18 protein-coding genes are annotated in these 23,379 nt (G+C 60.5%); 13 read left to right on the plus strand and 5 right to left on the minus strand.

The features are described from left to right. Positions 1 to 38 precede the first annotated feature (38 nt). On the plus strand, positions 39 to 1,388 hold the full coding sequence (locus tag HBO41_RS03480) for a CoA transferase (protein WP_169985130.1): 1,350 nt from the start codon (positions 39 to 41) through the stop codon (positions 1,386 to 1,388). Between the two features lie 237 nt (positions 1,389 to 1,625). Here HBO41_RS03480 and HBO41_RS03485 read toward each other — a convergent pair whose 3' ends face one another. Together HBO41_RS03485 and arcD (HBO41_RS03490) are read right to left on the minus strand one after the other, a co-directional pair. Then, entirely contained in the window at positions 1,626 to 2,489 is an 864-nt protein-coding gene (locus tag HBO41_RS03485; protein ID WP_017139153.1) for a DNA-3-methyladenine glycosylase, read from the minus strand. Next, positions 2,486 to 3,913 (minus strand): arginine-ornithine antiporter, encoded by a 1,428-nt coding sequence (arcD, locus tag HBO41_RS03490; protein ID WP_056858596.1) that lies wholly within the window; start codon positions 3,911 to 3,913, stop codon positions 2,486 to 2,488. The genes HBO41_RS03485 and arcD (HBO41_RS03490) overlap by 4 nt, the downstream gene beginning before the upstream one ends. A gap of 446 nt (positions 3,914 to 4,359) precedes the next feature. Between arcD (HBO41_RS03490) and arcD (HBO41_RS03495) the strand changes: the two genes are divergently transcribed. The 12 genes from arcD (HBO41_RS03495) to HBO41_RS03555 all read left to right on the plus strand — a co-directional run bounded on the left by arcD (HBO41_RS03495) (position 4,360) and on the right by HBO41_RS03555 (position 18,876). After that, positions 4,360 to 5,787, plus strand: a complete 1,428-nt coding sequence (arcD, locus tag HBO41_RS03495) for an arginine-ornithine antiporter (RefSeq protein ID WP_017139152.1) — start codon at positions 4,360 to 4,362, stop codon at positions 5,785 to 5,787. A 24-nt stretch (positions 5,788 to 5,811) separates the two neighbouring features. Further along, positions 5,812 to 7,068, plus strand: a complete 1,257-nt coding sequence (gene arcA, locus HBO41_RS03500) for an arginine deiminase (RefSeq protein ID WP_017139151.1) — start codon at positions 5,812 to 5,814, stop codon at positions 7,066 to 7,068. A 69-nt stretch (positions 7,069 to 7,137) separates the two neighbouring features. Next, complete coding sequence (locus HBO41_RS03505; protein WP_015885593.1) at positions 7,138 to 8,148, plus strand: ornithine carbamoyltransferase; 1,011 nt, start codon at positions 7,138 to 7,140, stop codon at positions 8,146 to 8,148. A 135-nt stretch (positions 8,149 to 8,283) separates the two neighbouring features. Beyond that, the gene (gene arcC / locus HBO41_RS03515) at positions 8,284 to 9,213 is read left to right on the plus strand and encodes a carbamate kinase (RefSeq protein ID WP_169985132.1); all 930 of its coding nucleotides are present in this window, start codon (positions 8,284 to 8,286) and stop codon (positions 9,211 to 9,213) included. Positions 9,214 to 9,231: 18 nt separating this feature from the next. Further along, positions 9,232 to 9,594: a DUF5064 family protein gene (locus HBO41_RS03520; protein WP_169985134.1), complete on the plus strand. Its 363-nt coding sequence runs from the start codon at positions 9,232 to 9,234 to the stop codon at positions 9,592 to 9,594. 183 nt (positions 9,595 to 9,777) lie between these two features. Beyond that, complete coding sequence (locus HBO41_RS03525) at positions 9,778 to 11,286, plus strand: sigma-54-dependent transcriptional regulator (protein ID WP_017139148.1); 1,509 nt, start codon at positions 9,778 to 9,780, stop codon at positions 11,284 to 11,286. Between the two features lie 444 nt (positions 11,287 to 11,730). Next, the gene (gcvH, locus tag HBO41_RS03530; protein WP_017139147.1) at positions 11,731 to 12,114 is read left to right on the plus strand and encodes a glycine cleavage system protein GcvH; all 384 of its coding nucleotides are present in this window, start codon (positions 11,731 to 11,733) and stop codon (positions 12,112 to 12,114) included. Positions 12,115 to 12,124: 10 nt separating this feature from the next. Further along, positions 12,125 to 14,962 (plus strand): aminomethyl-transferring glycine dehydrogenase, encoded by a 2,838-nt coding sequence (gcvP, locus tag HBO41_RS03535; RefSeq protein WP_169985136.1) that lies wholly within the window; start codon positions 12,125 to 12,127, stop codon positions 14,960 to 14,962. A gap of 186 nt (positions 14,963 to 15,148) precedes the next feature. Continuing rightward, complete coding sequence (locus tag HBO41_RS03540; protein ID WP_169985138.1) at positions 15,149 to 16,525, plus strand: L-serine ammonia-lyase; 1,377 nt, start codon at positions 15,149 to 15,151, stop codon at positions 16,523 to 16,525. 39 nt (positions 16,526 to 16,564) lie between these two features. Then, on the plus strand, positions 16,565 to 17,689 hold the full coding sequence (gene gcvT, locus HBO41_RS03545; RefSeq protein WP_169985140.1) for a glycine cleavage system aminomethyltransferase GcvT: 1,125 nt from the start codon (positions 16,565 to 16,567) through the stop codon (positions 17,687 to 17,689). 391 nt (positions 17,690 to 18,080) lie between these two features. After that, a complete protein-coding gene (locus HBO41_RS03550; protein ID WP_017139143.1) occupies positions 18,081 to 18,293 on the plus strand; it encodes a cold-shock protein in 213 nt (70 codons plus the stop codon). Positions 18,294 to 18,387: 94 nt separating this feature from the next. After that, positions 18,388 to 18,876: an RDD family protein gene (locus tag HBO41_RS03555; RefSeq protein WP_099549400.1), complete on the plus strand. Its 489-nt coding sequence runs from the start codon at positions 18,388 to 18,390 to the stop codon at positions 18,874 to 18,876. A 136-nt stretch (positions 18,877 to 19,012) separates the two neighbouring features. Here the strand turns inward: HBO41_RS03555 and nadA are convergent, their stop codons facing one another. From nadA to HBO41_RS03570, 3 genes are all read right to left on the minus strand, one after another. Continuing rightward, entirely contained in the window at positions 19,013 to 20,071 is a 1,059-nt protein-coding gene (gene nadA, locus HBO41_RS03560) for a quinolinate synthase NadA (protein WP_017139141.1), read from the minus strand. A gap of 236 nt (positions 20,072 to 20,307) precedes the next feature. Continuing rightward, complete coding sequence (locus HBO41_RS03565) at positions 20,308 to 21,747, minus strand: lactate dehydrogenase (protein ID WP_169985278.1); 1,440 nt, start codon at positions 21,745 to 21,747, stop codon at positions 20,308 to 20,310. A gap of 267 nt (positions 21,748 to 22,014) precedes the next feature. Further along, positions 22,015 to 23,301, minus strand: coding sequence for an OmpP1/FadL family transporter (locus tag HBO41_RS03570; RefSeq protein WP_017139139.1), 1,287 nt, complete (start codon positions 23,299 to 23,301; stop codon positions 22,015 to 22,017). Positions 23,302 to 23,379: the final 78 nt, after the last annotated feature.

The raw sequence follows: 23,379 nt of genomic DNA on the forward strand, positions 1-23,379 counted from the left end.
ATCTTCTATAGTGGCCCTTCTCTAACGGAGGGCCTTTGATGACTGACCTGCTGACACCCATCCAAGCCGCACTCGATCTACCGCAAACCCCGCTGACGTTTACCGAGGCCGGCGCCCTGCCCTCGACCTTTGCCGTGACCGAACTGGCCAGCGCCAGCCTCGGCGCTGCCGGCCAGGCGGTTGCTCAACTTATCCGGCAACAAACCGGGCGCTTGCCCAGCGTGAGCGTGGACCGGCGCCTCGCTTCCTTCTGGTTCTCCTCCTCGATTCGCCCGGTGGGCTGGCAAGTACCGCCGCTGTGGGACCCGGTAGCCGGCGACTACGCCAGCGTCGACGGCTGGATCCGTTTGCACACCAATGCGCCCCATCACCGTGCCGCCGCCGAGCGCGTACTGGGCAAGGTCAAGGACCGCGCCGAGATGGCCAGTAAAGTCGCGACCTGGAACGCCGCCGAACTGGAACAGGCGATCGTCGATGCCGGCGGTTGCGCGGCGCAGATGCGTACATGGCAGGCCTGGCAAACCCATCCGCAGGGGTTGGCGGTGAATGCCGAGGCATTGGTGCAGCGCCAGGCCTTCAACACCCCCTGCGACACCCCTTGGCTCGGCTCGGTGGCGCGCCCGCTGGCCGGCATCAAGGTGCTGGATTTGACCCGCGTGTTGGCCGGCCCCGTGGCCAGTCGTTTTCTCGCAGGTTTGGGCGCAGATGTACTGCGCATCGACTCGCCGACCTGGAACGAGCCCGGCGTAGTACCGGAAATGACCCTGGGCAAACGCTGCGCACGCCTGGACCTTAAAAGTGCTGAAGACCGCCAGGTGTTCGAAAGCTTGCTCAAGGACGCCGACATCCTGTTCCACGGCTACCGCGCCGACGCACTGGAGCAGTTGGGCTACACCGCCACTGAACTGCAAAACCTCGCCCCCGGCCTGATCGACGTGAGCCTCAACGCCTACGGCTGGAGCGGCCCGTGGCGTAACCGTCGCGGCTTCGACAGTTTGGTGCAGATGAGCAGCGGGATTGCCGACGCTGGCATGGCGTGGAAACAGGCAGATAAACCGGTGCCGCTGCCGTTGCAGGCGCTGGATCATGCGACCGGGTATTTGATGGCGGCCAGTGCGATTCAAGCGTTGAGTGAGCGGCTGAAAACCGGGCGCGGTGGTTCGGCGCGGTTGTCATTGGCGCGCACGGCGAAGTTGCTGGTGGAGGCCGGGCACGTGCCGGAGCAGCCGGCGTTGCGGGCTGAAGAACCGGGCGATCAGGGCTTGGTGGTGGAGCAGACGGCGTGGGGCCAGGCGCATCGTTTGCTGGCGCCGGTGACCATCAGTGGCACGCCGTTGCAGTGGGATTTGCCCGCCGGCGAATTGGGCTCACATCGGGCTCAGTGGTGACTTGAGATCGCTATCGCAGGCAAGCCAGCTCCCACATTGGATGTGTGAACACAGTCAAATGTGGGACCTGGCTCTCACACATTGAAAGTGTGGTCACAGTCAAATGTGGAAGCTGGCTCTCACACATTGAAAGTGTGGTCACAGTCAAATGTGGAAGCTGGCTCTCACACATTGAAAGTGTGGCCACAGTCAAATGTGGGAGCTGGCTTGCCTGCGATGAGGCCCTGACAGCCACCCTCAATCCCCCCGACTCAACGACGTCCACAAATGCTGCGCCGCATACGCCCTTAAAGGCCGCCACGCCTCGGCACGCGCCAACAACTGCCGCGCCGACACCGGCGCGCCTTCCAGTGCCGCCAGCGCATTGATCAAACCAATATCCCCCGACGCAAACGCATCCGGCTCACGCAACTGACGCATGGCGATGTACTGCGCGGTCCAGTCGCCGATTCCCGGCAAGGCCACCAGCCGCGCCACGCCGTCCTTGAGGTTGGCCTTGGGTGCAAATAACTGCGGATCTTCCAGCAACGCCTGAGCCACACCTGACAAAGTACGGCCCCGCGCCTTGGGCATGCCCAAGGTCGCGAGGTCCGCCGCCGCCAAGACTTCGGCAACAGGAAACACATGGGTAATACCGGCATAGGGCGTTTGCAGCGGCTGGCCATACTGCACCACCAATTTACCCGCCAGGCGAATGGCCGCGACCACCGTGATCTGCTGGCCCAGCACCGCACGAATCGCCAGTTCCAAACCGTCCCACGTCCCCGGCACTCGCAGGCCAGGGCGCGCAGCCACCAGTTGTGCCATCAACGGGTCGGCGGCCAGCTGCGCATTGATCAACCCAGGCCGGGCGTCCAGATCGAACATGGCCCGCAGGCGCCGCTCGATCTCGGGCAGCGCCGCCGCGTCGGGGAACTCAACACCCACTTCCAGCCAATCGCCCGCACCCGGTGCCACGCTGATGCAGCCGTGCTGCCCGTTCACGCTGATGCTGCGCCGATACACGCCGGCCTCAACGGTCTCCAGCCCGGTGATCGCCCGCGCCGATAAAAAACCCAGCATTGCCGCCCAGTCATAGGGCGGCTGATACGCCAATCTCACAACGACAACACCCCGCTATACAGCCCATAAGCCGCCAGCCCCGCGCCCGCGATCACGCAGCTGAAAATGCCCTTTTCCATGTGCGTAAACAAGGGCTGGCCCTGCTCGCGCTTGGCCAGGGCAAACAGGATCACGCCGGGCGCATACAACAGCGCCGAGAGCAGCAGGTACTTCAAGCCGCCGGCGTACAGCAGCCAGACGGCATAGCCGAGGGCGATCAGGCCGACCAGCAAATCCTTATAGCGCTGGCGCTGGGCACCGGCATAGGTTTCACCGCGCCCGCTCAACAGCACCGCGTAGGCCGCCGACCACAGGTACGGCACCAGGATCATCGACGAGGCCAGGTAGATCAGGGTGGTGTAGGTGCTGTGGGAAAACAGCGTGATCACCAGGAACACCTGGATCATCAGGTTGGTCAGCCACAGCGCGTTGACCGGCACCCGGTTGGGGTTTTCCTTTTTCAGGAAGGCCGGCATGGTCTTGTCATGGGCAGTGGCGTAGAGGATTTCCGCACACAGCAGCGCCCATGAGAGCAAGGCGCCGAGCAGTGACACGGCCAACCCGATGCTGATCGCCATCGCGCCCCACGGCCCGACGATATGCTCCAGCACACCCGCCAGTGAAGGGTTTTGCAATTGCGCCAGCTCCGGCTGGCTCATGATCCCCAGGGACAGCACATTCACCAGCACCAACAGTGCCAGCACGCCGAGAAAGCCGATCACGGTGGCGCGGCCCACGTCCGAGCGCTTCTCGGCGCGCGCCGAATACACGCTGGCGCCCTCGATGCCGATAAACACGAACACGGTGACCAGCATCATGTTGCGCACCTGATCGACCACGCTGCCAAATTGCGGGTTGCCCAGGCCCCAGATATCACGGGTGAAAATATCCGCCTTGAACGCCACGGCGGCGATCACGATAAACATCAGCAACGGCACGATCTTCGCCACTGTGGTGATCTGGTTGATGAACGCCGCCTCCTTGATGCCGCGCAGCACCAGAAAATGCACGGCCCACAGCAGCAGTGAGGCGCAGCCGATGGCGACTGGTGTATTGCCCTGGCCGAACACCGGGAAAAAGTAGCCGAGGGTGCTGAACAGCAACACGAAGTAACCGACGTTGCCCATCCACGCACTGATCCAGTAGCCCCAGGCCGACGAAAACCCCATGTAGTCACCGAACCCGGCCTTGGCGTAGGCGTACACGCCGGAATCCAGTTCAGGTTTGCGATTGGCCAGGGTCTGGAACACAAACGCCAGGGTGAGCATGCCGACGGCGGTGATGGCCCAGCCGATCAACACCGCGCCCACTTCGGCGCGTGCGGCCATGTTCTGCGGCAAAGAGAAAATCCCGCCGCCAATCATTGAGCCCACCACCAGGGCAATCAGCGCGCTGAGACGTAGTTTCTCGGCCGGTTGGGACATGCAAACTCCTGAAATAAAATAGTTTGAGAGAACAAGCGCGCACTCAACTAATTAAATCAGCGAGTGCAGCGTTTATTAAAGACAGCGATAAAACCGTCACGCTCATAACGCAACGGCATGACAGTTTATAAAGTTTAAGCTTATTTAGATTTTAAATAGAGCAGGCACTTGGCCAGTTTTTGCAGACTTAACCCGTTAATTGAGAAAAGTTTGCACATTCGACAAAGCGGGCCAGGGTCAAACGTCCACACCTCGGACTAAATGCTTGATCAAAACGCAGGAGCCGCTCTGGAAAGCGCCTTTGCGGGGCAAACTATTGCCCCGGGATCTTACCCCTAAGTCATTAATTCACAATGGAATGTGCCAATGACGTGATCTAAGTCAGCTGTTTGATCAGCGCACAGAATTATTCTGTGCTCTCTCTTCTCCTGCATTGGAGTCATGCAATGTCTGACACTCCCGGAAAACTTCGACTCGGCGCCCTGGTTGCGCTGGTCGTGGGCTCAATGATTGGCGGCGGGATCTTCTCACTGCCGCAAAACATGGCCGCCAGCGCCGATGTCGGCGCGGTGTTGATCGGCTGGGTCATTACCGCCATCGGCATGCTCACCCTGGCGTTTGTGTTCCAGACCCTGGCCAACCGCAAACCTGACCTCGACGGCGGCGTGTACGCCTACGCCAAGGCCGGCTTCGGCGACTACATGGGCTTCTCATCGGCGTGGGGTTACTGGATCAGCGCCTGGCTGGGTAACGTCGGTTACTTCGTGTTGCTGTTCAGCACCCTCGGTTACTTCTTCCCGATCTTTGGCGAAGGCAACACACCCGCTGCGGTGATTGGCGCCTCGGTGCTGCTGTGGGCCGTGCACTTTCTGGTACTGCGCGGCATCAAGGAAGCGGCGTTCATCAACCTGGTGACCACCGTCGCCAAAGTGGTGCCGCTGGTGCTGTTCGTGTTGATCGCTGTGTTCGCGTTCAAGCTGGACATTTTCACCGCCGACATCTGGGGCGTGAAAAACCCCGACCTGGGCAGCGTGATGAACCAGGTGCGCAACATGATGCTGGTCACCGTGTGGGTGTTTATCGGCATCGAAGGCGCGAGCATCTTCTCGTCCCGTGCGGAAAAACGCAGCGACGTCGGCAAGGCCACCGTAATCGGTTTTATCACCGTGCTGCTGTTTTTGATGCTGGTGAACGTGCTGTCCCTGGGCATCATGACCCAACCGGAACTGGCCAAACTGCAGAACCCTTCGATGGCTGCCGTGCTGGAGCATGTGGTGGGCCACTGGGGCGCGGTCTTGATCAGCGTCGGCTTGATCATCTCGCTGTTGGGTGCGCTGCTGTCGTGGGTGCTGCTGTGTGCGGAGATCATGTTCGCCGCCGCCAAGGACCACACCATGCCGGAGTTCCTGCGTAAGGAAAACGCCAACCACGTGCCGGTCAATGCCCTGTGGCTGACCAATGCGATGGTCCAGGTTTTCCTGGTCATCACGCTGTTTTCGGCCAGCACTTACCTGTCGCTGATCTACCTCGCCACCTCGATGATCCTGGTGCCTTACCTGTGGTCGGCGGCCTATGCACTGCTGCTGGCGGTGCGCGGCGAGACCTACGAAAACGCCCTGCGCGAGCGCAAGAAAGACCTGTTCATCGGCGCCATCGCGTTGATCTACGCGGTGTGGCTGCTCTACGCCGGTGGCACCAAGTACCTGCTGCTCTCCGCCCTGCTGTATGCCCCCGGCGTGATCCTGTTCGCCAAGGCCAAGCATGAACTGGGCAAACCGATTTTCACCAACGTCGAGAAGCTGATTTTCGCCGCGGTAGTCATTGGCGCCCTGGTGGCTGCTTATGGCCTCTACGCCGGCTTCCTGACTCTGTAACTTTTGTTCACTGGAGGATCTGTAATGACCACGGAAAAAGTGAAGTACGGCGTACATTCCGAAGCCGGCAAACTGCGTAAAGTCATGGTGTGCTCCCCAGGTTTGGCCCACCAGCGGCTGACCCCCAACAACTGCGATGAACTGCTGTTCGATGACGTGTTGTGGGTGGCCCAGGCCAAGCGCGACCACTTCGACTTCGTAACCAAGATGCGCGAGCGGGACATTGATGTGCTGGAAATGCACAACCTGCTGACCGATATCGTCGCCATCCCCGAAGCGTTGGACTGGATTCTGGAGCGCAAGATCACCGCCAATACGGTGGGCCTGGGCCTGGTCGATGAAGTCGGCTCATGGCTGCGCAGCCTGGAGCCGCGCAAAATCAGCGAGTTCCTGATTGGCGGCGTGTCGGCCGATGACCTGCCGAGCAGCTTCGGCGGCCGGACCATCGAGATGTTCCGCGACTTCCTCGGCCACTCAAGCTTCATCCTGCCGCCGCTGCCCAACACTCAGTTCACCCGCGACACCACCTGCTGGATCTACGGCGGTGTGACGCTCAACCCGATGTACTGGCCGGCGCGACGTCAGGAAACCCTGCTGGCCAGCGCCATCTATAAATTCCACCCCGAGTTCACCAACGCCGACTTCCAGATCTGGTACGGCGACCCCGACCAGGAACACGGGGCCGCCACACTGGAAGGCGGCGACGTGATGCCGATTGGCAATGGCGTGGTGTTGATCGGCATGGGCGAGCGTTCTTCGCACCAGGCGATTGGCCAACTGGCGCGCAACCTGTTCAAAAACAAAGCCGTGGAACGCGTGATCGTTGCCGGCCTGCCGAAGTCCCGCGCGGCGATGCACCTGGATACGGTGTTCAGCTTCTGCGACCGCGACCTGGTGACGATCTTCCCCGAAGTGGTCAACCAGATCGTGCCCTTCACCCTGCGCCCGGATGAAAGCAAACCACACGGCATCGACATCCAGCGGGAGAAAACCAACTTCCTCGAAACCGTGGCTGCAGCCCTCAACCTCAAGACGCTGCGAGTGGTCGAGACCGGCGGCAACAGCTTCGCCGCCGAACGCGAGCAATGGGATGACGGCAACAACGTGGTGGCCGTGGAGCCCGGCGTGGTGATCGGCTACGACCGCAACACCTACACCAACACCTTGCTACGCAAGGCCGGTGTGGAAGTCATCACCATCAGCGCCGGTGAACTCGGCCGAGGCCGTGGCGGCGGCCACTGCATGACCTGCCCGATCATCCGCGACCCCATCGACTATTGATTTTTTGGCCCTGGCCGCTGCTTATCCAGGAGCGGCCAGGGGGATAACCGAAACCTAAGGAGATCCATCATGGCTTTTAATATGCGCAACCGCAGCCTGCTCTCGCTGATGCACCACACTACCCGCGAGCTGAACTACCTGCTGGACCTGTCCCGCGACCTCAAACGCGCCAAGTATACCGGCACCGAGCGTCCGCACCTGCAAGGCAAGAACATCGCGCTGATCTTCGAAAAAACCTCGACTCGCACCCGTTGCGCGTTCGAAGTGGCGGCCCATGACCAGGGCGCCCACGTCACCTATATCGACCCGGTGTCGTCGCAGATCGGCCACAAAGAAAGCATGAAAGACACCGCCCGCGTCCTGGGCCGCATGTTCGATGCCATCGAGTACCGTGGCTTTGAACAGGAAATCGTCGAAGAGCTGGCCAAGTTCGCTGGTGTGCCGGTATTCAACGGCCTCACCGCCGAATTCCACCCGACCCAAATGATCGCCGACACCCTGACCATGCGCGAGCACAGCGACAAGCCGCTGCATGACATCAGCTACGCGTACCTGGGCGACGCGCGCTACAACATGGGCAATTCGTTGCTGATGATCGGCGCCAAACTGGGCATGGACGTGCGCATCGGCGCGCCGAAAGCCCTGTGGCCACACGAAGATTTCATCAAGCAGTGCCAGGCGTTTGCCGAGGAAAGCGGCGCACGCATCACCATCACCGAGGACCCGAAAGAGGCGGTCAAAGGCGTCGACTTCATCCACACCGATATCTGGGTGTCGATGGGTGAGCCGGTGGAAGCGTGGGACGAGCGTATCGAGCAACTGCTGCCGTACCAGGTCAACGCCAAGATGATGAAAGCCTCGGGCAACCCGCGCGTGAAGTTCATGCACTGCCTGCCGGCGTTCCATAACAGTGAGACCAAGGTGGGCAAGGACATCGCCGCGCGCTATCCGAACCTAGCCAATGGTGTGGAAGTGACTGAGGAAGTGTTCGAGTCGCCAGCCAACATCGCGTTTGAGCAGGCGGAAAACCGCATGCATACCATCAAGGCAATTCTGGTGTCGGCGCTGGCGGATATCTAACCCCACTCTGATCGTTCCCACGCTCTGCGTGGGAATGCAGCCAGTGACGCTCTGCGTCACAAGAGCGGACGCAGAGCGTCCAGTGAGGCATTCCCACGCAGAGCGTGGGAACGATCCTTCTAAAAGGAATGCATTATGCGCATCGTCGTAGCCCTGGGCGGTAACGCCCTGCTCCGCCGTGGTGAACCCATGACGGCGGACAACCAACGCGCCAATATCCGTATCGCCACCGAACAGATCGCCAAAATCCACCCCGGCAACGAATTGGTGATCGCCCACGGCAATGGCCCGCAAGTCGGCCTGCTGTCGTTGCAGGCGGCGGCTTACACCCAAGTTTCGCCGTACCCACTGGACGTGCTCGGCGCCGAGACCGAAGGCATGATCGGCTACATCATCGAACAGGAACTGGGCAACCTGCTGGACTTCGAGGTGCCGTTCGCCACCTTGCTCACCCAAGTGGAAGTCGACGCCAAAGACCCGGCCTTCCAGAACCCGACCAAGCCCATCGGCCCGGTGTACTCCAAAGCCGAAGCCGAAAAACTCGCCGCCGAAAAAGGCTGGGCCATCGCGCCCGATGGCGATAAATACCGTCGTGTGGTGGCCAGCCCACGCCCGAAACGCATCTTTGAAATCCGCCCGATCAAATGGCTGCTGGAAAAACGCGCCATTGTGATCTGCGCCGGTGGTGGCGGCATCCCGACCATGTATGGCGACGACGGCACGCTGCGCGGCATTGAAGCGGTGATCGACAAAGACCTGTGCTCATCCTTGCTGGCATCACAACTGGACGCGGATTTGCTGGTGATTGCCACCGACGTCAATGCGGCTTTTATCGACTTCGGCAAGCCGACCCAAAAGGCCATCGGCCAGGCCCATCCCGACGACATGGAGAAACTCGGCTTCGCCGCCGGCTCCATGGGGCCGAAGGTACAAGCGGCCTGCGAGTTCGCCCGCCAGACTGGCAAAACTGCCGTCATCGGTTCACTCTCGGATATCGAAGCCATCGTCCAGGGCAGCGCCGGCACGCGTATCAGCACGGCAAAACCTGGCATCACCTACCTGTGAAGTAGAGGAGAAACGCCTATGGCCACCTTTGAACCCGGTCACCTGCACATCGAACGTCACGCACTCAACAAGGATGACTACAGCTACAACCTGTGCATCGACTACGAGGTCAGCCAGGATCCAAAGGAAGGCAAGGGAATGCTCTTCAAGCTGCACGGCTCGGTGCAGGGCAAGGACCTCAAGGAGGAATTCTTTTTACCCAAGGATCAGGCCTTCGACTTTGCCCGGCATGCGATGAACATCGCGCAGAAATATGGAATGCCGAAGGTTGCGACGCTTAACGGCTCGATGCACAAGCAGTACGACTTGATGTTTGAAGATGTAAGGCATCAGCTGGATGTGAAATCCGGCGATCCGGTCAAACCGGAACACCTGGAGTAACAACACCGTAAGTCCAATGTGGGAGCTGGCTTGTGTGGGAGCTGGCTTGCCTGCGATGCGGTCACCTCGGTGTATCAGGTAGACCAAGGTGATGCTATCGCAGGCAAGCCAGCTCCCACATTTTGATCTCCCTGCGCTCCAAGGCATACTTGCCGCCTCCAGTTCCCCAGAATTGCCAGCCCCATGCGTATCCACGTCAGCTTCATCGACCGCGTCGGCATTACCCAGGAAGTCCTGGCCCTGCTCGGTGGGCGCAATCTCAACCTGGATGCGGTGGAGATGGTGCCGCCCAACGTGTACATCGACGCGCCGACGCTGAGCGCCGAGGTGCTCGAAGAGCTGCGCGACGCGCTGTTCAGCGTGCACGGCGTACAGGCGGTCACCGTGGTGGATATCCTCCCCGGCCAACGTCGCCACCTGCAACTCGACGCGTTGCTCGCGGCCATGACCGACCCGGTGCTGGCCCTGGACAGCGCGGGCAAGATCCTGCTGGCCAACCCGGCGCTGATCGCGCTGTATGGCCGCGAACCGGCGGGTGAAAGTATCAGCGCGTTGTTCAATGACCCGGCGTTGCTGGAAACCTTGCTCGAACAGGGCTTTCGTTTGCCGTTGCGCGAAATCAGCGTCAACGGCCAGACCTTTTTGCTCGACGCCACGCCGATCACTGACGCCGGCGCCCTGCTCACTCTGTACCAACCCAACCGCATCGGCGAACAGCTGTCGGCGCTGCACCATGACCATGCCGAAGGTTTTGATGCGCTGCTGGGCGAGTCACCGGTGATTCGCACGCTCAAGGCGCGGGCGCAACGGGTGGCGGCGCTGGATGCACCGCTGTTGATCCAGGGCGAAACCGGCACCGGCAAAGAGCTGGTCGCGCGTGCCTGCCATGCTATCAGCGCGCGGCACAGTGCACCGTTTTTGGCCTTGAACTGTGCGGCGTTGCCGGAGAACCTGGCCGAAAGTGAATTATTCGGTTATGCGCCTGGCGCCTTTACCGGCGCGCAGCGTGGCGGCAAGCCGGGGCTGATGGAGTTGGCCAACCAGGGCACGGTGTTCCTTGATGAGATCGGTGAGATGTCGCCGTATTTGCAGGCCAAGCTGCTGCGGTTTCTCAACGACGGCAGCTTTCGCCGGGTGGGCGGCGACCGCGAAGTGAAGGTCAATGTGCGCATTCTCAGCGCTACTCACCGCGACCTGGAAAAGATGGTCAGCGAGGGCACCTTCCGCGAAGACCTGTTCTACCGCCTTAATGTGCTCAACGTCGAAGTGCCGCCGCTGCGCGAGCGCGGCCAGGACATTCTGCTGCTGGCGCGCTACTTCATGCAGCAGGCCTGTGCGCAGATCCAGCGCCCGGTGTGCCGCCTGGCGCCTGGCACTTACCCGGCGCTGCTCGGCAACCGCTGGCCGGGTAATGTGCGCCAGCTGCAGAACGTGATCTTCCGCGCCGCCGCCATCTGCGAAAGCAGCCTGGTGGACATCGGAGACCTCGACATCGCCGGCACCTCAGTGGCGCGCCAGAGCGACGGTGAAGTCGACAGCCTGGAGCAAGCGGTGGAAGACTTCGAGCGCAACCTGCTGGAAACGCTCTACACCAGTTATCCCTCGACCCGCCAACTGGCCAGCCGCTTGCAAACATCGCACACGGCAATTGCCCATCGCTTGCGCAAGTACGGCATTCCCAATAAGCCCTGAAAATGTAGAGATCAAAATGTGGGGCTTGTGTGGGAGCTGGCTTGTGTGGGAGCTGGCTTGCCTGCGATAGCATCACCTTGGTCTACCTGATACACCGAGGTGCCTGCATCGCAGGCAAGCCAGCTCCCACACAAGCCCCCTCCCCCATGGAGGGCATCCAAGTTTTGGTCTGAGAACGACATCCGCTGTACTGAAAGCGCTACAGCGTAACGATATCGCTACAACCCTGTTTTTTGCGCGCCATGCAAGGCTTTGATCCGCATAGGCTTTTTTTGGTGTGCCCGAGTGTAGCGAAATCGCTACAGCTGAAAATCATATCGTCATAACCAAAATCGTTAAGTATCTGATTTATAACGACTTAATAACATTGGCCGCAATATTGCTAAGTAACTCCCCATTATTCCAATCCCGTCCACCAGACGAATCTGGCCCTGAGGAGTTTCCATGAGCGAGTTGCGTTTCACTGAAGATCACGAATGGCTGCGCGCCGAAGCCGATGGCAGCGTCACCGTGGGTATCACCGCTTTCGCGCAAAACGCACTGGGTGATGTGGTTTTCGTGCAACTGCCGGAGTTGCAGGCTTACGACAAGGGCGCCGAAGCCTCCACCGTGGAATCGGTCAAGGCAGCCAGCGGCGTGTACATGCCGCTGACCGGTGAAGTGCTCGAAGTGAACGAAGCACTCAGCGACAGCCCGGAACTGGTCAACGAAGACCCGATGGGCGAAGGTTGGTTCTTCCGCTTTAAACCCGCCGATGCCGATGCAGTGGCTAAGCTGTTGGATCAGGATGCGTACGACCGCCTGATCAAAGCCAACGCTGAAGCCTGAGGAGCGCGCCATGACCATCAATCTCAGCACCGCCAACGAATTCATCGCCCGCCACATCGGCCCGCGCCAGGAAGATGAGCAGCACATGCTCGCAAGCCTGGGCTTTGATTCCCTCGAAGCCCTCAGCGCCAGCGTGATCCCGGAAAGCATCAAGGGCACCAGCGTGCTCGGCCTGGAAGACGGCCTGAGCGAAGCCCAGGCCCTGGCCAAGATCAAGGCCATCGCCGGCAAGAACCAACTGTTCAAGACCTACATCGGCCAGGGCTATTACAACTGCCACACGCCGTCGCCGATCCTGCGCAACCTGCTGGAAAACCCGGCCTGGTACACCGCCTACACCCCGTATCAACCTGAAATTTCCCAAGGCCGCCTGGAAGCGCTGTTGAACTTCCAGACCCTGATCAGCGACCTCACCGGCCTGCCGATCGCCAACGCCTCCTTGCTCGACGAAGCCACCGCCGCCGCCGAAGCCATGACCTTCTGCAAGCGCCTGAGCAAGAACAAGGGCAGCAATGCCTTCTTCGCCTCCGTGCATAGCCACCCACAGACCCTCGACGTACTGCGCACCCGTGCCGAGCCGTTGGGCATCGACGTGGTGGTGGGCGATGAACGCGAGCTGAGCGACGTCAGCGCATTCTTCGGCGCCCTGCTGCAATACCCGGCCAGCAACGGTGATGTGTTTGATTACCGCGAACTGACCGAGCGTTTCCACGCTGCCAATGCCTTGGTCGCGGTCGCCGCCGACCTGCTGGCCCTGACCCTGCTGACCCCGCCGGGTGAGTTCGGCGCCGACGTGGCCATCGGCAGCGCGCAACGCTTCGGCGTGCCGCTGGGCTTTGGTGGCCCGCACGCGGCGTACTTCTCCACCAAGGATGCGTTCAAGCGCGACATGCCCGGCCGTCTGGTCGGTGTGTCGGTCGACCGTTTCGGCAAGCCGGCCCTGCGCCTGGCCATGCAGACCCGCGAGCAACATATCCGTCGCGAGAAAGCCACCAGCAACATCTGCACCGCGCAAGTGCTACTGGCTAACATCGCCAGCATGTACGCCGTGTACCACGGCCCTAAAGGCCTGACCCAGATCGCCCAGCGCATTCACCAACTGACCGCGATCCTGGCCAAAGGCTTGACCGCCCTGGGCCTTAAGGTTGAGCAGGCAAACTTCTTCGACACGATCACCCTCAACACGGGCGCCAACACCGCCGCCCTGCACGACAAGGCCCGCGCCCAGCGCATCAACCTGCGTGTGGTCGATGCTGAACGCGTTGGCCTGTCGGTCGACGAAACCACCACCCAGGCTGACATCGAAGCCCTGTGGTCGATCTTCGCCGACGGCAAGGCGCTGCCCGCCTTTGCTGCGACTGAAAGCACCTTGCCCGCCGCGCTGTTGCGCCAGTCGCCGATCCTCAGCCACCCGGTGTTCAACCGTTACCACTCCGAAACCGAGCTGATGCGCTACCTGCGCAAGCTGGCCGACAAGGACCTGGCGCTGGACCGCACCATGATCCCGCTGGGTTCGTGCACCATGAAACTCAACGCCGCCAGCGAAATGATCCCGGTAACCTGGGCCGAATTCGGTGCCCTGCACCCCTTCGCCCCGGCCGCACAAAGCGCCGGCTACCTGGAGCTGACTTCCGACCTGGAAGCCATGCTCTGCGCGGCCACCGGCTACGACGCGATCTCCCTGCAGCCGAACGCCGGTTCCCAAGGTGAATACGCAGGCCTGCTGGCCATTCGTGCTTACCACCAGAGCCGTGGCGAAGAACGCCGCGACATCTGCCTGATCCCGTCTTCGGCCCACGGCACCAACCCTGCGACCGCCAACATGGCCGGTATGCGCGTGGTGGTGACCGCATGCGACGCACGCGGCAACGTCGACATCGAAGACCTGCGCGCCAAAGCCATCGAGCACCGCGAGCACCTCGCTGCGCTGATGATCACCTACCCGTCCACCCACGGCGTGTTCGAAGAAGGCATCCGCGAAATCTGCGGGATCATTCATGACAACGGCGGCCAGGTGTACATCGACGGCGCCAACATGAACGCAATGGTCGGCCTGTGCGCACCGGGCAAGTTCGGTGGCGACGTGTCCCACCTGAACCTGCACAAAACCTTCTGCATTCCGCACGGCGGTGGCGGCCCGGGCGTTGGCCCGATTGGGGTTAAATCCCACCTCACGCCATTCCTGCCAGGCCACGCGGCCATGGAGCGCAAGGAAGGCGCGGTGTGCGCGGCGCCATTTGGCAGCGCGAGCATTTTGCCGATCACCTGGATGTACATCAGCATGATGGGCGGCGCGGGCCTCAAGCGCGCCTCGCAGCTGGCGATCCTGAACGCCAACTACATTTCCCGTCGCCTTGAAGAGCATTACCCCGTGCTCTACACCGGCAGCAACGGCCTGGTGGCACACGAGTGCATCCTGGACCTGCGCCCCTTGAAAGACAGCAGCGGCATCAGCGTGGATGACGTGGCCAAGCGTCTGATCGATTTTGGTTTCCATGCGCCGACCATGTCGTTCCCGGTGGCGGGCACCTTGATGATCGAGCCGACCGAAAGCGAATCCAAAGAAGAACTGGACCGTTTCTGTGACGCCATGATCGCCATCCGCGAGGAAATTCGCGCAGTGGAAAACGGCACCTTGGACAAGGACGACAACCCACTGAAAAACGCCCCGCACACGGCGGCTGAAATCGTCGGTGAATGGAGCCACCCGTACAGCCGTGAACAGGCGGTGTACCCGGTGGCATCGTTGATCGAAGGCAAATACTGGCCGCCGGTTGGCCGGGTCGACAACGTGTTTGGCGACCGTAACCTGGTGTGTGCGTGCCCGTCGATCGAGAGCTACGCGTAACCCTGACTGAACTCGGTCAATGTGGGAGCTGGCTTTTGTGGGAGCTGGCTTGCCTGCGATGCAGGCACCTCGGTCTATCAGGTAGACCAGGGTGATGCTATCGCAGGCAAGCCAGCTCCCACACAAGCCCGGTTTCTACACTGAGCGAGCAAGTCTTCCAAAATAATAAGAAACCGGAGAACAACCATGTCCCTTAGCGTGTTCGACCTGTTCAAGATTGGCATCGGCCCCTCCAGCTCCCATACCGTCGGCCCGATGCGCGCCGCCGCTCGATTCGTCGAAGGCCTCAAGCGCGACAACCTGCTGAGCGCCACCAGCGGCATCAAGGTGGAGCTCTATGGCTCGCTGGGCGCCACCGGCAAAGGTCACGGCAGCGACAAGGCCGTGTTGCTGGGCCTGGAAGGCGAACACCCAGACACCGTGAATACTGAAACCGTCGCCGCACGCCTTGCGCAAATGCGCGGTGACGGTCGCTTGAACCTGCTCGGTGAACACAGCATTGCGTTCAACGAGAAAGAACACCTGGCGATGATTCGCAAGCCTCTCGCCTACCACCCCAATGGCATGATTTTTCGTGCCTTCGACGCCGCCGGTATCCAGATCCGCAGCCGCGAGTATTACTCGGTCGGCGGTGGGTTTGTGGTGGATGAAGACGCTGCCGGCGCTGACCGGATTGTCGAAGACACCACGCCGCTGACCTTCCCTTTCAAGCACGCCAAGGACTTGCTTGGCCATTGCGCCACCTACGGACTGTCCATCAGCCAGGTGATGCTCACCAATGAAAGTGCCTGGCGCCCGGAGGCGGAGACTCGCGCCGGCTTGCTGAACATCTGGCAAGTGATGCAGGACTGCGTGGATGCCGGTTGTCGCAACGAAGGCATCTTGCCCGGCGGCTTGAAGGTCAAGCGCCGTGCAGCGGCGCTGCATCGGCAGCTGTGCAAGAACCCCGAATCGGCATTGCGCGACCCGTTGTCGGTGCTGGATTGGGTCAACCTGTATGCGCTGGCGGTCAACGAAGAAAACGCCAACGGCGGGCGCGTGGTCACCGCGCCCACCAACGGTGCGGCCGGGATCGTGCCAGCGGTGCTGCATTACTACATGCGCTTTATCCCCGGCGCGAACGAGGACGGCGTGGCGCGCTTTCTGCTCACCGCCGCCGCCATCGGTATTTTGTACAAGGAAAACGCCTCGATTTCCGGCGCCGAAGTTGGCTGCCAGGGCGAAGTCGGCGTGGCCTGTTCCATGGCCGCAGGCGCTTTGTGCGAAGTGTTGGGCGGCAGCGTGTCCCAAGTGGAAAACGCTGCCGAGATCGGCATGGAACACAACCTCGGCCTGACCTGCGACCCGATTGGCGGGCTGGTGCAGGTACCGTGCATCGAGCGCAACGCCATGGGCTCGGTCAAGGCGATCAATGCCGTGCGCATGGCCTTGCGTGGTGACGGGCAGCACTTTGTCTCACTCGACAAGGTCATCCGCACCATGCGCCAGACTGGCGCCGACATGAAAAGCAAATACAAGGAAACCGCCCGTGGCGGTTTGGCCGTCAACATTATCGAGTGCTGACGCCTACAAGCGCGTCCGCACGTTTTTCAGGAGCTGAACATGTCCACCGAAACCCTGTTGAAAACCCCATTGCACGCGCTGCACATCGAGTTGGGCGCGCGCATGGTGCCCTTCGCCGGCTACGACATGCCGGTGCAATACCCGCTGGGCGTGATGAAGGAACACCTGCACACCCGTGATCAAGCCGGGTTGTTCGACGTGTCCCACATGGGCCAGATCCGCCTGACCGGCGCCAACACCGCCAAGGCCCTGGAAACCCTGGTGCCGGTCGACATCATCGACCTGCCAGTCGGCATGCAGCGCTACGCCATGTTCACCAACGACCAGGGCGGCATCCTTGATGACCTGATGGTGGCCAACCTGGGCAACGACGAGCTGTTCCTGGTGGTCAACGCAGCCTGCAAGGATCAGGACCTGGCCCACCTGCGCAAACATATTGGCGAGCAGTGCAGCATTGAGCCGCTGTTCGAAGAGCGCGCCCTGCTGGCCTTGCAAGGCCCGGAGGCAGTGAAAGTGCTGGCGCGCCTGGCGCCGGAAGTGACCAAGATGACTTTCATGCAGTTCGCCACCCTGCGCCTGCTGGGCGTGGACTGCTACGTGAGCCGCTCGGGCTACACCGGTGAAGACGGTTTCGAGATTTCCGTACCGGCGGCCAATGCCGAGAGCCTGGCGCGCAGCCTGCTCGCCGAAACCGAAGTTCAAGCCATCGGCCTGGGCGCCCGCGATTCCCTGCGCCTGGAAGCCGGCCTGTGCCTGTATGGCCATGACATGAACACCGAAACCACGCCGATCGAAGCCAGCCTGCTCTGGGCGATCTCCAAGGCCCGTCGTGCCGATGGCGCGCGTGCTGGCGGCTTCCCGGGCGCTGACCGCATCTTCACCCAGCAACAAGCCGGCGTAAGCCGCAAGCGCGTGGGCCTGCTGCCACAGGAACGGACCCCGGTGCGTGAAGGCGCAGAAATCGTCGACGAACACGGCACGGTGATCGGCAGCGTGTGCAGCGGCGGTTTTGGCCCGACACTGGGCGGCCCATTGGCCATGGGTTACCTGGACAGCGCATTTGTCGCACTGGACACCGAAGTGTCTGCATTGGTACGTGGGAAAAAGGTGCCACTACGTGTAAGTAAAATGCCATTTGTACCGCAACGTTACTACCGTGGCTGATTGACTGTTCCTATAAGTAACGCGGTTGCGTTAACGCGCACTAATTTGTAACGCAACCGCCATAAAAGAGTGCATTGACGATAGTCATTTTAATAGGCGCAAACCTATAACAAGTGAGCAACGCTATCGAATATGTGGGATCCACTTTTAGTCAACGAAGTGTCATATGGCCGAGCAAAACCTGGGGATTCTCCGGGGCTTGTTTTTTCCATATTAGTTGACGTAGAGTTTAGCCACTGTGTTTGCATGGGTCGCTTTGAACCTGGACCTGGGCAGTAGCCATAAGTTTGCTACAACCCGTTCGACGTCTCTTACTTTCCTGCAACCCAGCCCAGTACTCTTTCATGTGAAAGGGGCTGTCATTAATTTTTAGCGTCAAAGGAAATAAGAAATGTCGAATCGTCAGAGCGGTACCGTCAAGTGGTTTAACGACGAGAAAGGGTTTGGTTTTATCACTCCAGAAAGCGGTCCGGATCTGTTCGTGCATTTCCGCGCTATTCAGGGCAATGGCTTCAAGAGCCTGAAAGAAGGCCAGAAAGTGTCTTTCATCGCCGTGCAAGGCCAGAAAGGCATGCAGGCTGACGAAGTACAAGCAGAAGGCTGATCCTTACTGCGACAAAAAGCCCCTGATGGTGACATCAGGGGCTTTTTTATGTGCGTTTGCTCGTAAAATGGCTTTTTTCTCAAGAGAGACGGCCATGCCCAAACCTTTGTTGAGCCCCCAAGGCGAATTCCCCGCCGTTGGCCTGGGCCGTCGTCTGGCAGCGATGTTCTATGACTTCCTGTTGTGCACCGCGCTGCTGATCGTCACCGCGTTTATCTACAAGCTGGTGTGGATGGCGTTTATCGGCGAAGCCAGGATGCGCACGCTCACCGAGTCCGGCGCGCTGGACGGCGACCCGCTGCTGTCGACGATCCTGTTTTTTGTGCTGTTTGGTTTCTTCGCCAAGTTCTGGACCCATTCGGGGCAGACATTGGGCATGCAGGTGTGGGGCGTGCGCGTGCAGAACGCCGACGGCTCGCGCATCAGCCTGTGGCAGGCGCTGCTGCGCTTTGTGGTGGCGATTGCATCGTGGTTGTGCGTGGGGCTGGGGTTTGTCTGGTCGGTGTTTGATAAGCGCAAGCGCAGCTGGCATGACATCTACTCGGATACGCAGCTGGTGCACATTCCAAAGCAGAAAAAGTAACCCAAGAACACTAGAGATCAAGTGTGGGAGCTGGCTTGTCTGCGATGGCGATCGTTCAGTCACAGCAGCATTGACTGATAAACCGCTATCGCAGGCAAGCCAGCTCCCACATTTTGTTTATGTGTTCAACTTCAGGTCAGGCGTTGCCAGCCAGCTTGAGGCGCGCAGCCTGGGTAAAGTCCAACATGCGTTTGAGCGGGCGCACGGCGTGCGGGATCACCGACGGCTCGACGAAGATCTCATTACTGCCCTCACGCAAACACTGCAGCGTGCGCTCCAGCGTATTCATCGCCATCCACGGGCAGTGCGCGCAACTGCGGCACGCCGCGCCGTTGCCGGCGGTCGGTGCCTCAACGAAGACTTTATCCGGGCACAACTGCTGCATCTTGTAGAAGATGCCGCGGTCGGTGGCGACGATAAAGGTCTTGTTCGGCAAGCGCTGGGCTGCGGCAATCAGTTGGCTGGTGGAACCCACCGCGTCAGCCAATTCAATCACCGCCGTCGGCGACTCCGGGTGCACCAGGATCGCAGCGTCCGGGTACAGCGCCTTCATGTCTTCAAGCTGCTTGGACTTGAACTCTTCGTGGACGATGCACGCGCCGTCCCAGAGCAACATGTCTGCGCCGGTCTGGCGCTGAATGTAAGTGCCCAGGTGCTTGTCCGGCCCCCAGATAATCGTCTCGCCGTTGTCCATCAGGCTTTCGACGATTTCCAGCGCGCAGCTGGAGGTAACAACCCAGTCGGCACGGGCTTTGACCGCCGCCGAAGTGTTGGCGTAAACCACCACCGTGCGCTCGGGGTGCTGGTCGCAGAACGCTGAAAACTCCTCCACCGGGCAGCCCAGGTCCAGGGAGCAGGTGGCTTCCAGGGTGGGCATGAGGATGCGTTTTTCGGGGGTGAGGATTTTGGCGGTCTCGCCCATGAAACGTACACCGGCCACCAACACAGTCTTGGCCGGGTGGGCAGCGCCAAAGCGGGCCATTTCCAGGGAGTCGGAGACACAGCCTCCGGTTTCTTCGGCCAGGGCCTGAATCACCGGGTCGCAATAGAAGTGGGCAACCAGCACCGCGTCCTGAGCCTTGAGCTCGGCGGCGATGGCGCTGCGCAGGCTCGCCTCTTCATCGGCGCTCAGGGCCTTGGGCTGCTTGGCGTCGAGGTGGGCTTGAACCAGTAGGCGTTCGGAAATTTGCGTCATGTTCGCAAGACCTGCAAGCGCAGTAAGCGCGAAAGTCGAGTGTACCACCGGCTCTGGAGCCCTTCGGGCGCCGCCGGACGAAGTGATTGTGTTCATCAAGCACGGTTGAAGCTGCGCAAGGCTACAGAATATCGAATCGATTCAAAAGCCAAATCTGGCATCCAGGCGCACGCCTGTCGGGCAAAAAAAACGGGAAGGCCCCGTGATGAGCCTTCCCGCTTTCATGGCGCGCAACCTCAGCGCATCAGTACAGCGGGATAGTCCTTTAGCAGCACCGAATCCTGCATGGCCGCCAGGGCGTCCTTCAAGGTTGATTGCTCCAGCGCGTCCTTGGACTTTTTAACCTCCTGGGCTGCGTGCTCCAGCAACGCCAGGTAGTCGCGTTTGGACGAGCCTTCTTTCGGCACCACCGTGTCTGACACCAACTGGGCCATCTCGTACTTCTGGGTCCGGGTGTTCTGCACCGCCGACTGCGACACAGAAGCACTCGTCAGTTGGCCATCCTTATAGGAGAAGCTCGCGGTGCTGCTGGCCTTGTCCTGCACTTGCACATACAGGTAGTTCTGCGATTCGCGGGTGCCATCCAACACCGGTGGCTCGCCACCGCTGAGGCTTTTGTGGAAGTTTGCCGACAGCACCGACTGCTGGTTCTGGGTCACGCTGCGGTCCGCGCTGCTGCGGCCATTGACCTGGGTCTTCTGCGACACGGTGTAGGAGAAGCTGTCGACTTCCGTAGGACGCATTGCGTTGAACGCACCGACGGCCTGCTTGATCGAAGCCTTGAAGTCCGCCAGCCCTGTCAGCAAACCTTTGTCGGTCGGGTTGTTGCTCAATGCATTCGTTGCGCCAGCGCCTTGGGGATAGTTGCTGTTCATGGCGCTGAACGCATCCTTGAATATCGCCATCAAATCAGCATTGGCACTACCGCGCTGTTGCACCCGGTCGAACTGGGCGAGGTAGGTTTTCATCGCATTGGCCTGCTGTTTGGAGTCACCCAGGATTGCGCGGTTTTTCAGGTCCACAGACAGGTCGACGTCGCCGGCCGGGCCACTCATACGTGTGGTGCGGCTTTGGCTGTCGGCGTGGAACGCCAGGCTCATGTCCTCGCCCCCCTGGGTTTTGACTTTGGCGTTGAGGTCCACCGACGCCAACACGCTGGTGTCGAACTGGGTCAGTTTGCTCAGGTCGAGTTTCGGCGGTACGGCGGTCAACCCATCGACCGAAGCCTGGAACGCCTTCCCCAATTGGCCGACGGCTTTGAGTTCATCCGCGGTCAAATCGCCGCCGTCGACGGTGGCCTGCACGCCCAAGCCGTCTTTCTGACTGAACAGGCTGAACGTCACCGTCTTACCGCTGGCGGTCTTGATGCTGAGGCTGATTTGGTTGTCGGCCTTGCTGTGCAACACCGCCTGGTCGGCCTTGATCCCGCCCGTATCACCGGCACGCTCTGCCGTGGTGTTGAGTACCGATTGTGAAATCCCCGCCCCGCCGCCCCCGGTGAACTGATCCACCAACGCAGCACCGAGGCCGCTGTAACGGCTGGTCGTGGAGATTGAACCGAAGCGTTGGCTGATCGCCTGGGTGACTGCGTCCTGATTATCGTTTTCCCAGGCCCACACGGTTTCGCGGCCGGGGAGCTGCCCGTTTTTGGAATAGAGATCGATAACGTCGGCCACGGGATTTCCGAGGCTGACCACGGAAGACGGCCGGGCCGGTGAGACGTCGAGGGTGTTCGCAAGCGCTGCCGGCGGTGAGGTCGTGGCGGCGCGAAGAATGAGGGGATTGGTCGCGATGATCGGCGTTAGCGTAGTCATGACAGTCCGTGTCCTAAAAGCTGATTAGCCTTCAATCTAACCAAGACACGCCGCGATTGACAGCATTGAGGTCAAAACTTACGGCAAAGGACCACGCCAAAAAACCGGCCCTTTGCCGTTATCCACAGGTCAGAAGCGGTAAGTCACCGAACCACCAAAACCATTGGCACTGTTTTCATACTTGGCGTCGTAGGTCAGCGCCAACTGAGGATTGTTGTCGCGCACCTTGATGGGCTCTTCCTTCAGGTAGGAATAGGCCACGTCAAAGGTCAGGTTATCCACAGGCGTCCAGCCGGCACCGAGGCTGAAGACGGTGCGGTCGCCCGTCGGAATACGCACCGAACGGTCGGTGTTGTTGGTTGGCGTCTGGTCCACCGAGAAGCCGGTACGCAGCACCAGCTGCTTGTTGAGCTGGTACGACAGGCCTATCGCGTGGGACCAGGTGTCGTGCCAATGCTGCTCTTCGGTGATGGAGCCCAGGCCGGCCAGCTCAGCGGTAATGTCCGACACGCCGGCGTTGTTGACCGTGATCTTCTTCAACTGGCTCCAGCGCGTGTAGGTGCTACCCACGTAGAGGGTCAAGGCGTCGGTCAGTTGGTGCGTGACCGAGAAGTCCACGGACGACGGCGTGGTGACATTCAGCTTGGCGTCATACTTCTGCGCCCCGCCGTCCAGCACATCGGAGAGCACGCCGGAGGCGTTGGTATGGCCGCTCAGGTGATAGACCACTTGCGAGTGGTAGGTGACGCCGACGCGGGTGCTGTCCAGAGCCTGCACCAGGATACCGGCGTTGAAGCCCATCGCGGTGTCGTCACCCTTGATCTTGGCCGTCTCGGTGCCCAAGCCAAACGCCGGGACTTTGGAGTCCAGCTCGCCGCTGATTTTGTTGAAGGTCGGGCCGAAACCTACCGAGACCTTGTCGTTGAACGCATAGCTGACCGTCGGCTGCACGGTGATGACCTGAATCTTGCTTTTGTTACCAAAGCCATTGCCCTGGAACCCGTGTTCATAGTCGGTCACCAGACCGAACGGCGCGTAGACCCCCAGGCCAAAGGCCCAGTGTTCATCGATCGGCGTCACCAGGTAACCCATCGGCACGGCAATGCCGGGGACCATATCGCCTTTGTTGGTGCCAGGATTGTCGACACCGCCTTGAGAGGAACTGGCGTCCTTGATGTTGGATTTGGCATCGAGGTAGGTGGCGCCGATGCTGACTTCATTGTGCTTGATGCGCGACATGCCGGCCGGGTTACCGAACACCGTACTGGCATCATCCGCCGAGGAAGAACGCCCGGCGTAGCCTGTACCCATTGAGCTGACACTTTGCTCATTGAGGGCAAAACCACCGGCGAACAGGTGTGTGGAGGCGAGCGAAATGGAGAGCGCCAAGGCGCTTTTAAGAGTTTTGTTATTCATTATTAGGACTCGAATTATTGGGCAGCGCTGGGGAAACTACCAACGTTCGAGCGAGGCGTTTATGAAGAGTTTTTCATG

The organism is Pseudomonas sp. WS 5146 (genome assembly GCF_012985495.1).
GTDB lineage: Bacteria > Pseudomonadota > Gammaproteobacteria > Pseudomonadales > Pseudomonadaceae > Aquipseudomonas > Aquipseudomonas edaphica.

Excerpts from the sequence above, each read along its gene's own strand:
- HBO41_RS03480 (WP_169985130.1), top strand. The coding sequence starts at position 39 with ATGACTGACCTGCTGACACCCATCCAAGCCGCACTCGATCTACCGCAA.
- arcD (WP_056858596.1), bottom strand. The coding sequence starts at position 3,913 with ATGTCCCAACCGGCCGAGAAACTACGTCTCAGCGCGCTGATTGCCCTG.
- arcD (WP_017139152.1), top strand. The coding sequence starts at position 4,360 with ATGTCTGACACTCCCGGAAAACTTCGACTCGGCGCCCTGGTTGCGCTG.
- arcA (WP_017139151.1), top strand. The coding sequence starts at position 5,812 with ATGACCACGGAAAAAGTGAAGTACGGCGTACATTCCGAAGCCGGCAAA.
- HBO41_RS03505 (WP_015885593.1), top strand. The coding sequence starts at position 7,138 with ATGGCTTTTAATATGCGCAACCGCAGCCTGCTCTCGCTGATGCACCAC.
- arcC (WP_169985132.1), top strand. The coding sequence starts at position 8,284 with ATGCGCATCGTCGTAGCCCTGGGCGGTAACGCCCTGCTCCGCCGTGGT.
- HBO41_RS03520 (WP_169985134.1), top strand. The coding sequence starts at position 9,232 with ATGGCCACCTTTGAACCCGGTCACCTGCACATCGAACGTCACGCACTC.
- HBO41_RS03525 (WP_017139148.1), top strand. The coding sequence starts at position 9,778 with ATGCGTATCCACGTCAGCTTCATCGACCGCGTCGGCATTACCCAGGAA.
- gcvH (WP_017139147.1), top strand. The coding sequence starts at position 11,731 with ATGAGCGAGTTGCGTTTCACTGAAGATCACGAATGGCTGCGCGCCGAA.
- gcvP (WP_169985136.1), top strand. The coding sequence starts at position 12,125 with ATGACCATCAATCTCAGCACCGCCAACGAATTCATCGCCCGCCACATC.
- HBO41_RS03540 (WP_169985138.1), top strand. The coding sequence starts at position 15,149 with ATGTCCCTTAGCGTGTTCGACCTGTTCAAGATTGGCATCGGCCCCTCC.
- gcvT (WP_169985140.1), top strand. The coding sequence starts at position 16,565 with ATGTCCACCGAAACCCTGTTGAAAACCCCATTGCACGCGCTGCACATC.
- HBO41_RS03550 (WP_017139143.1), top strand. The coding sequence starts at position 18,081 with ATGTCGAATCGTCAGAGCGGTACCGTCAAGTGGTTTAACGACGAGAAA.
- HBO41_RS03555 (WP_099549400.1), top strand. The coding sequence starts at position 18,388 with ATGCCCAAACCTTTGTTGAGCCCCCAAGGCGAATTCCCCGCCGTTGGC.
- nadA (WP_017139141.1), bottom strand. The coding sequence starts at position 20,071 with ATGACGCAAATTTCCGAACGCCTACTGGTTCAAGCCCACCTCGACGCC.
- HBO41_RS03570 (WP_017139139.1), bottom strand. The coding sequence starts at position 23,301 with ATGAATAACAAAACTCTTAAAAGCGCCTTGGCGCTCTCCATTTCGCTC.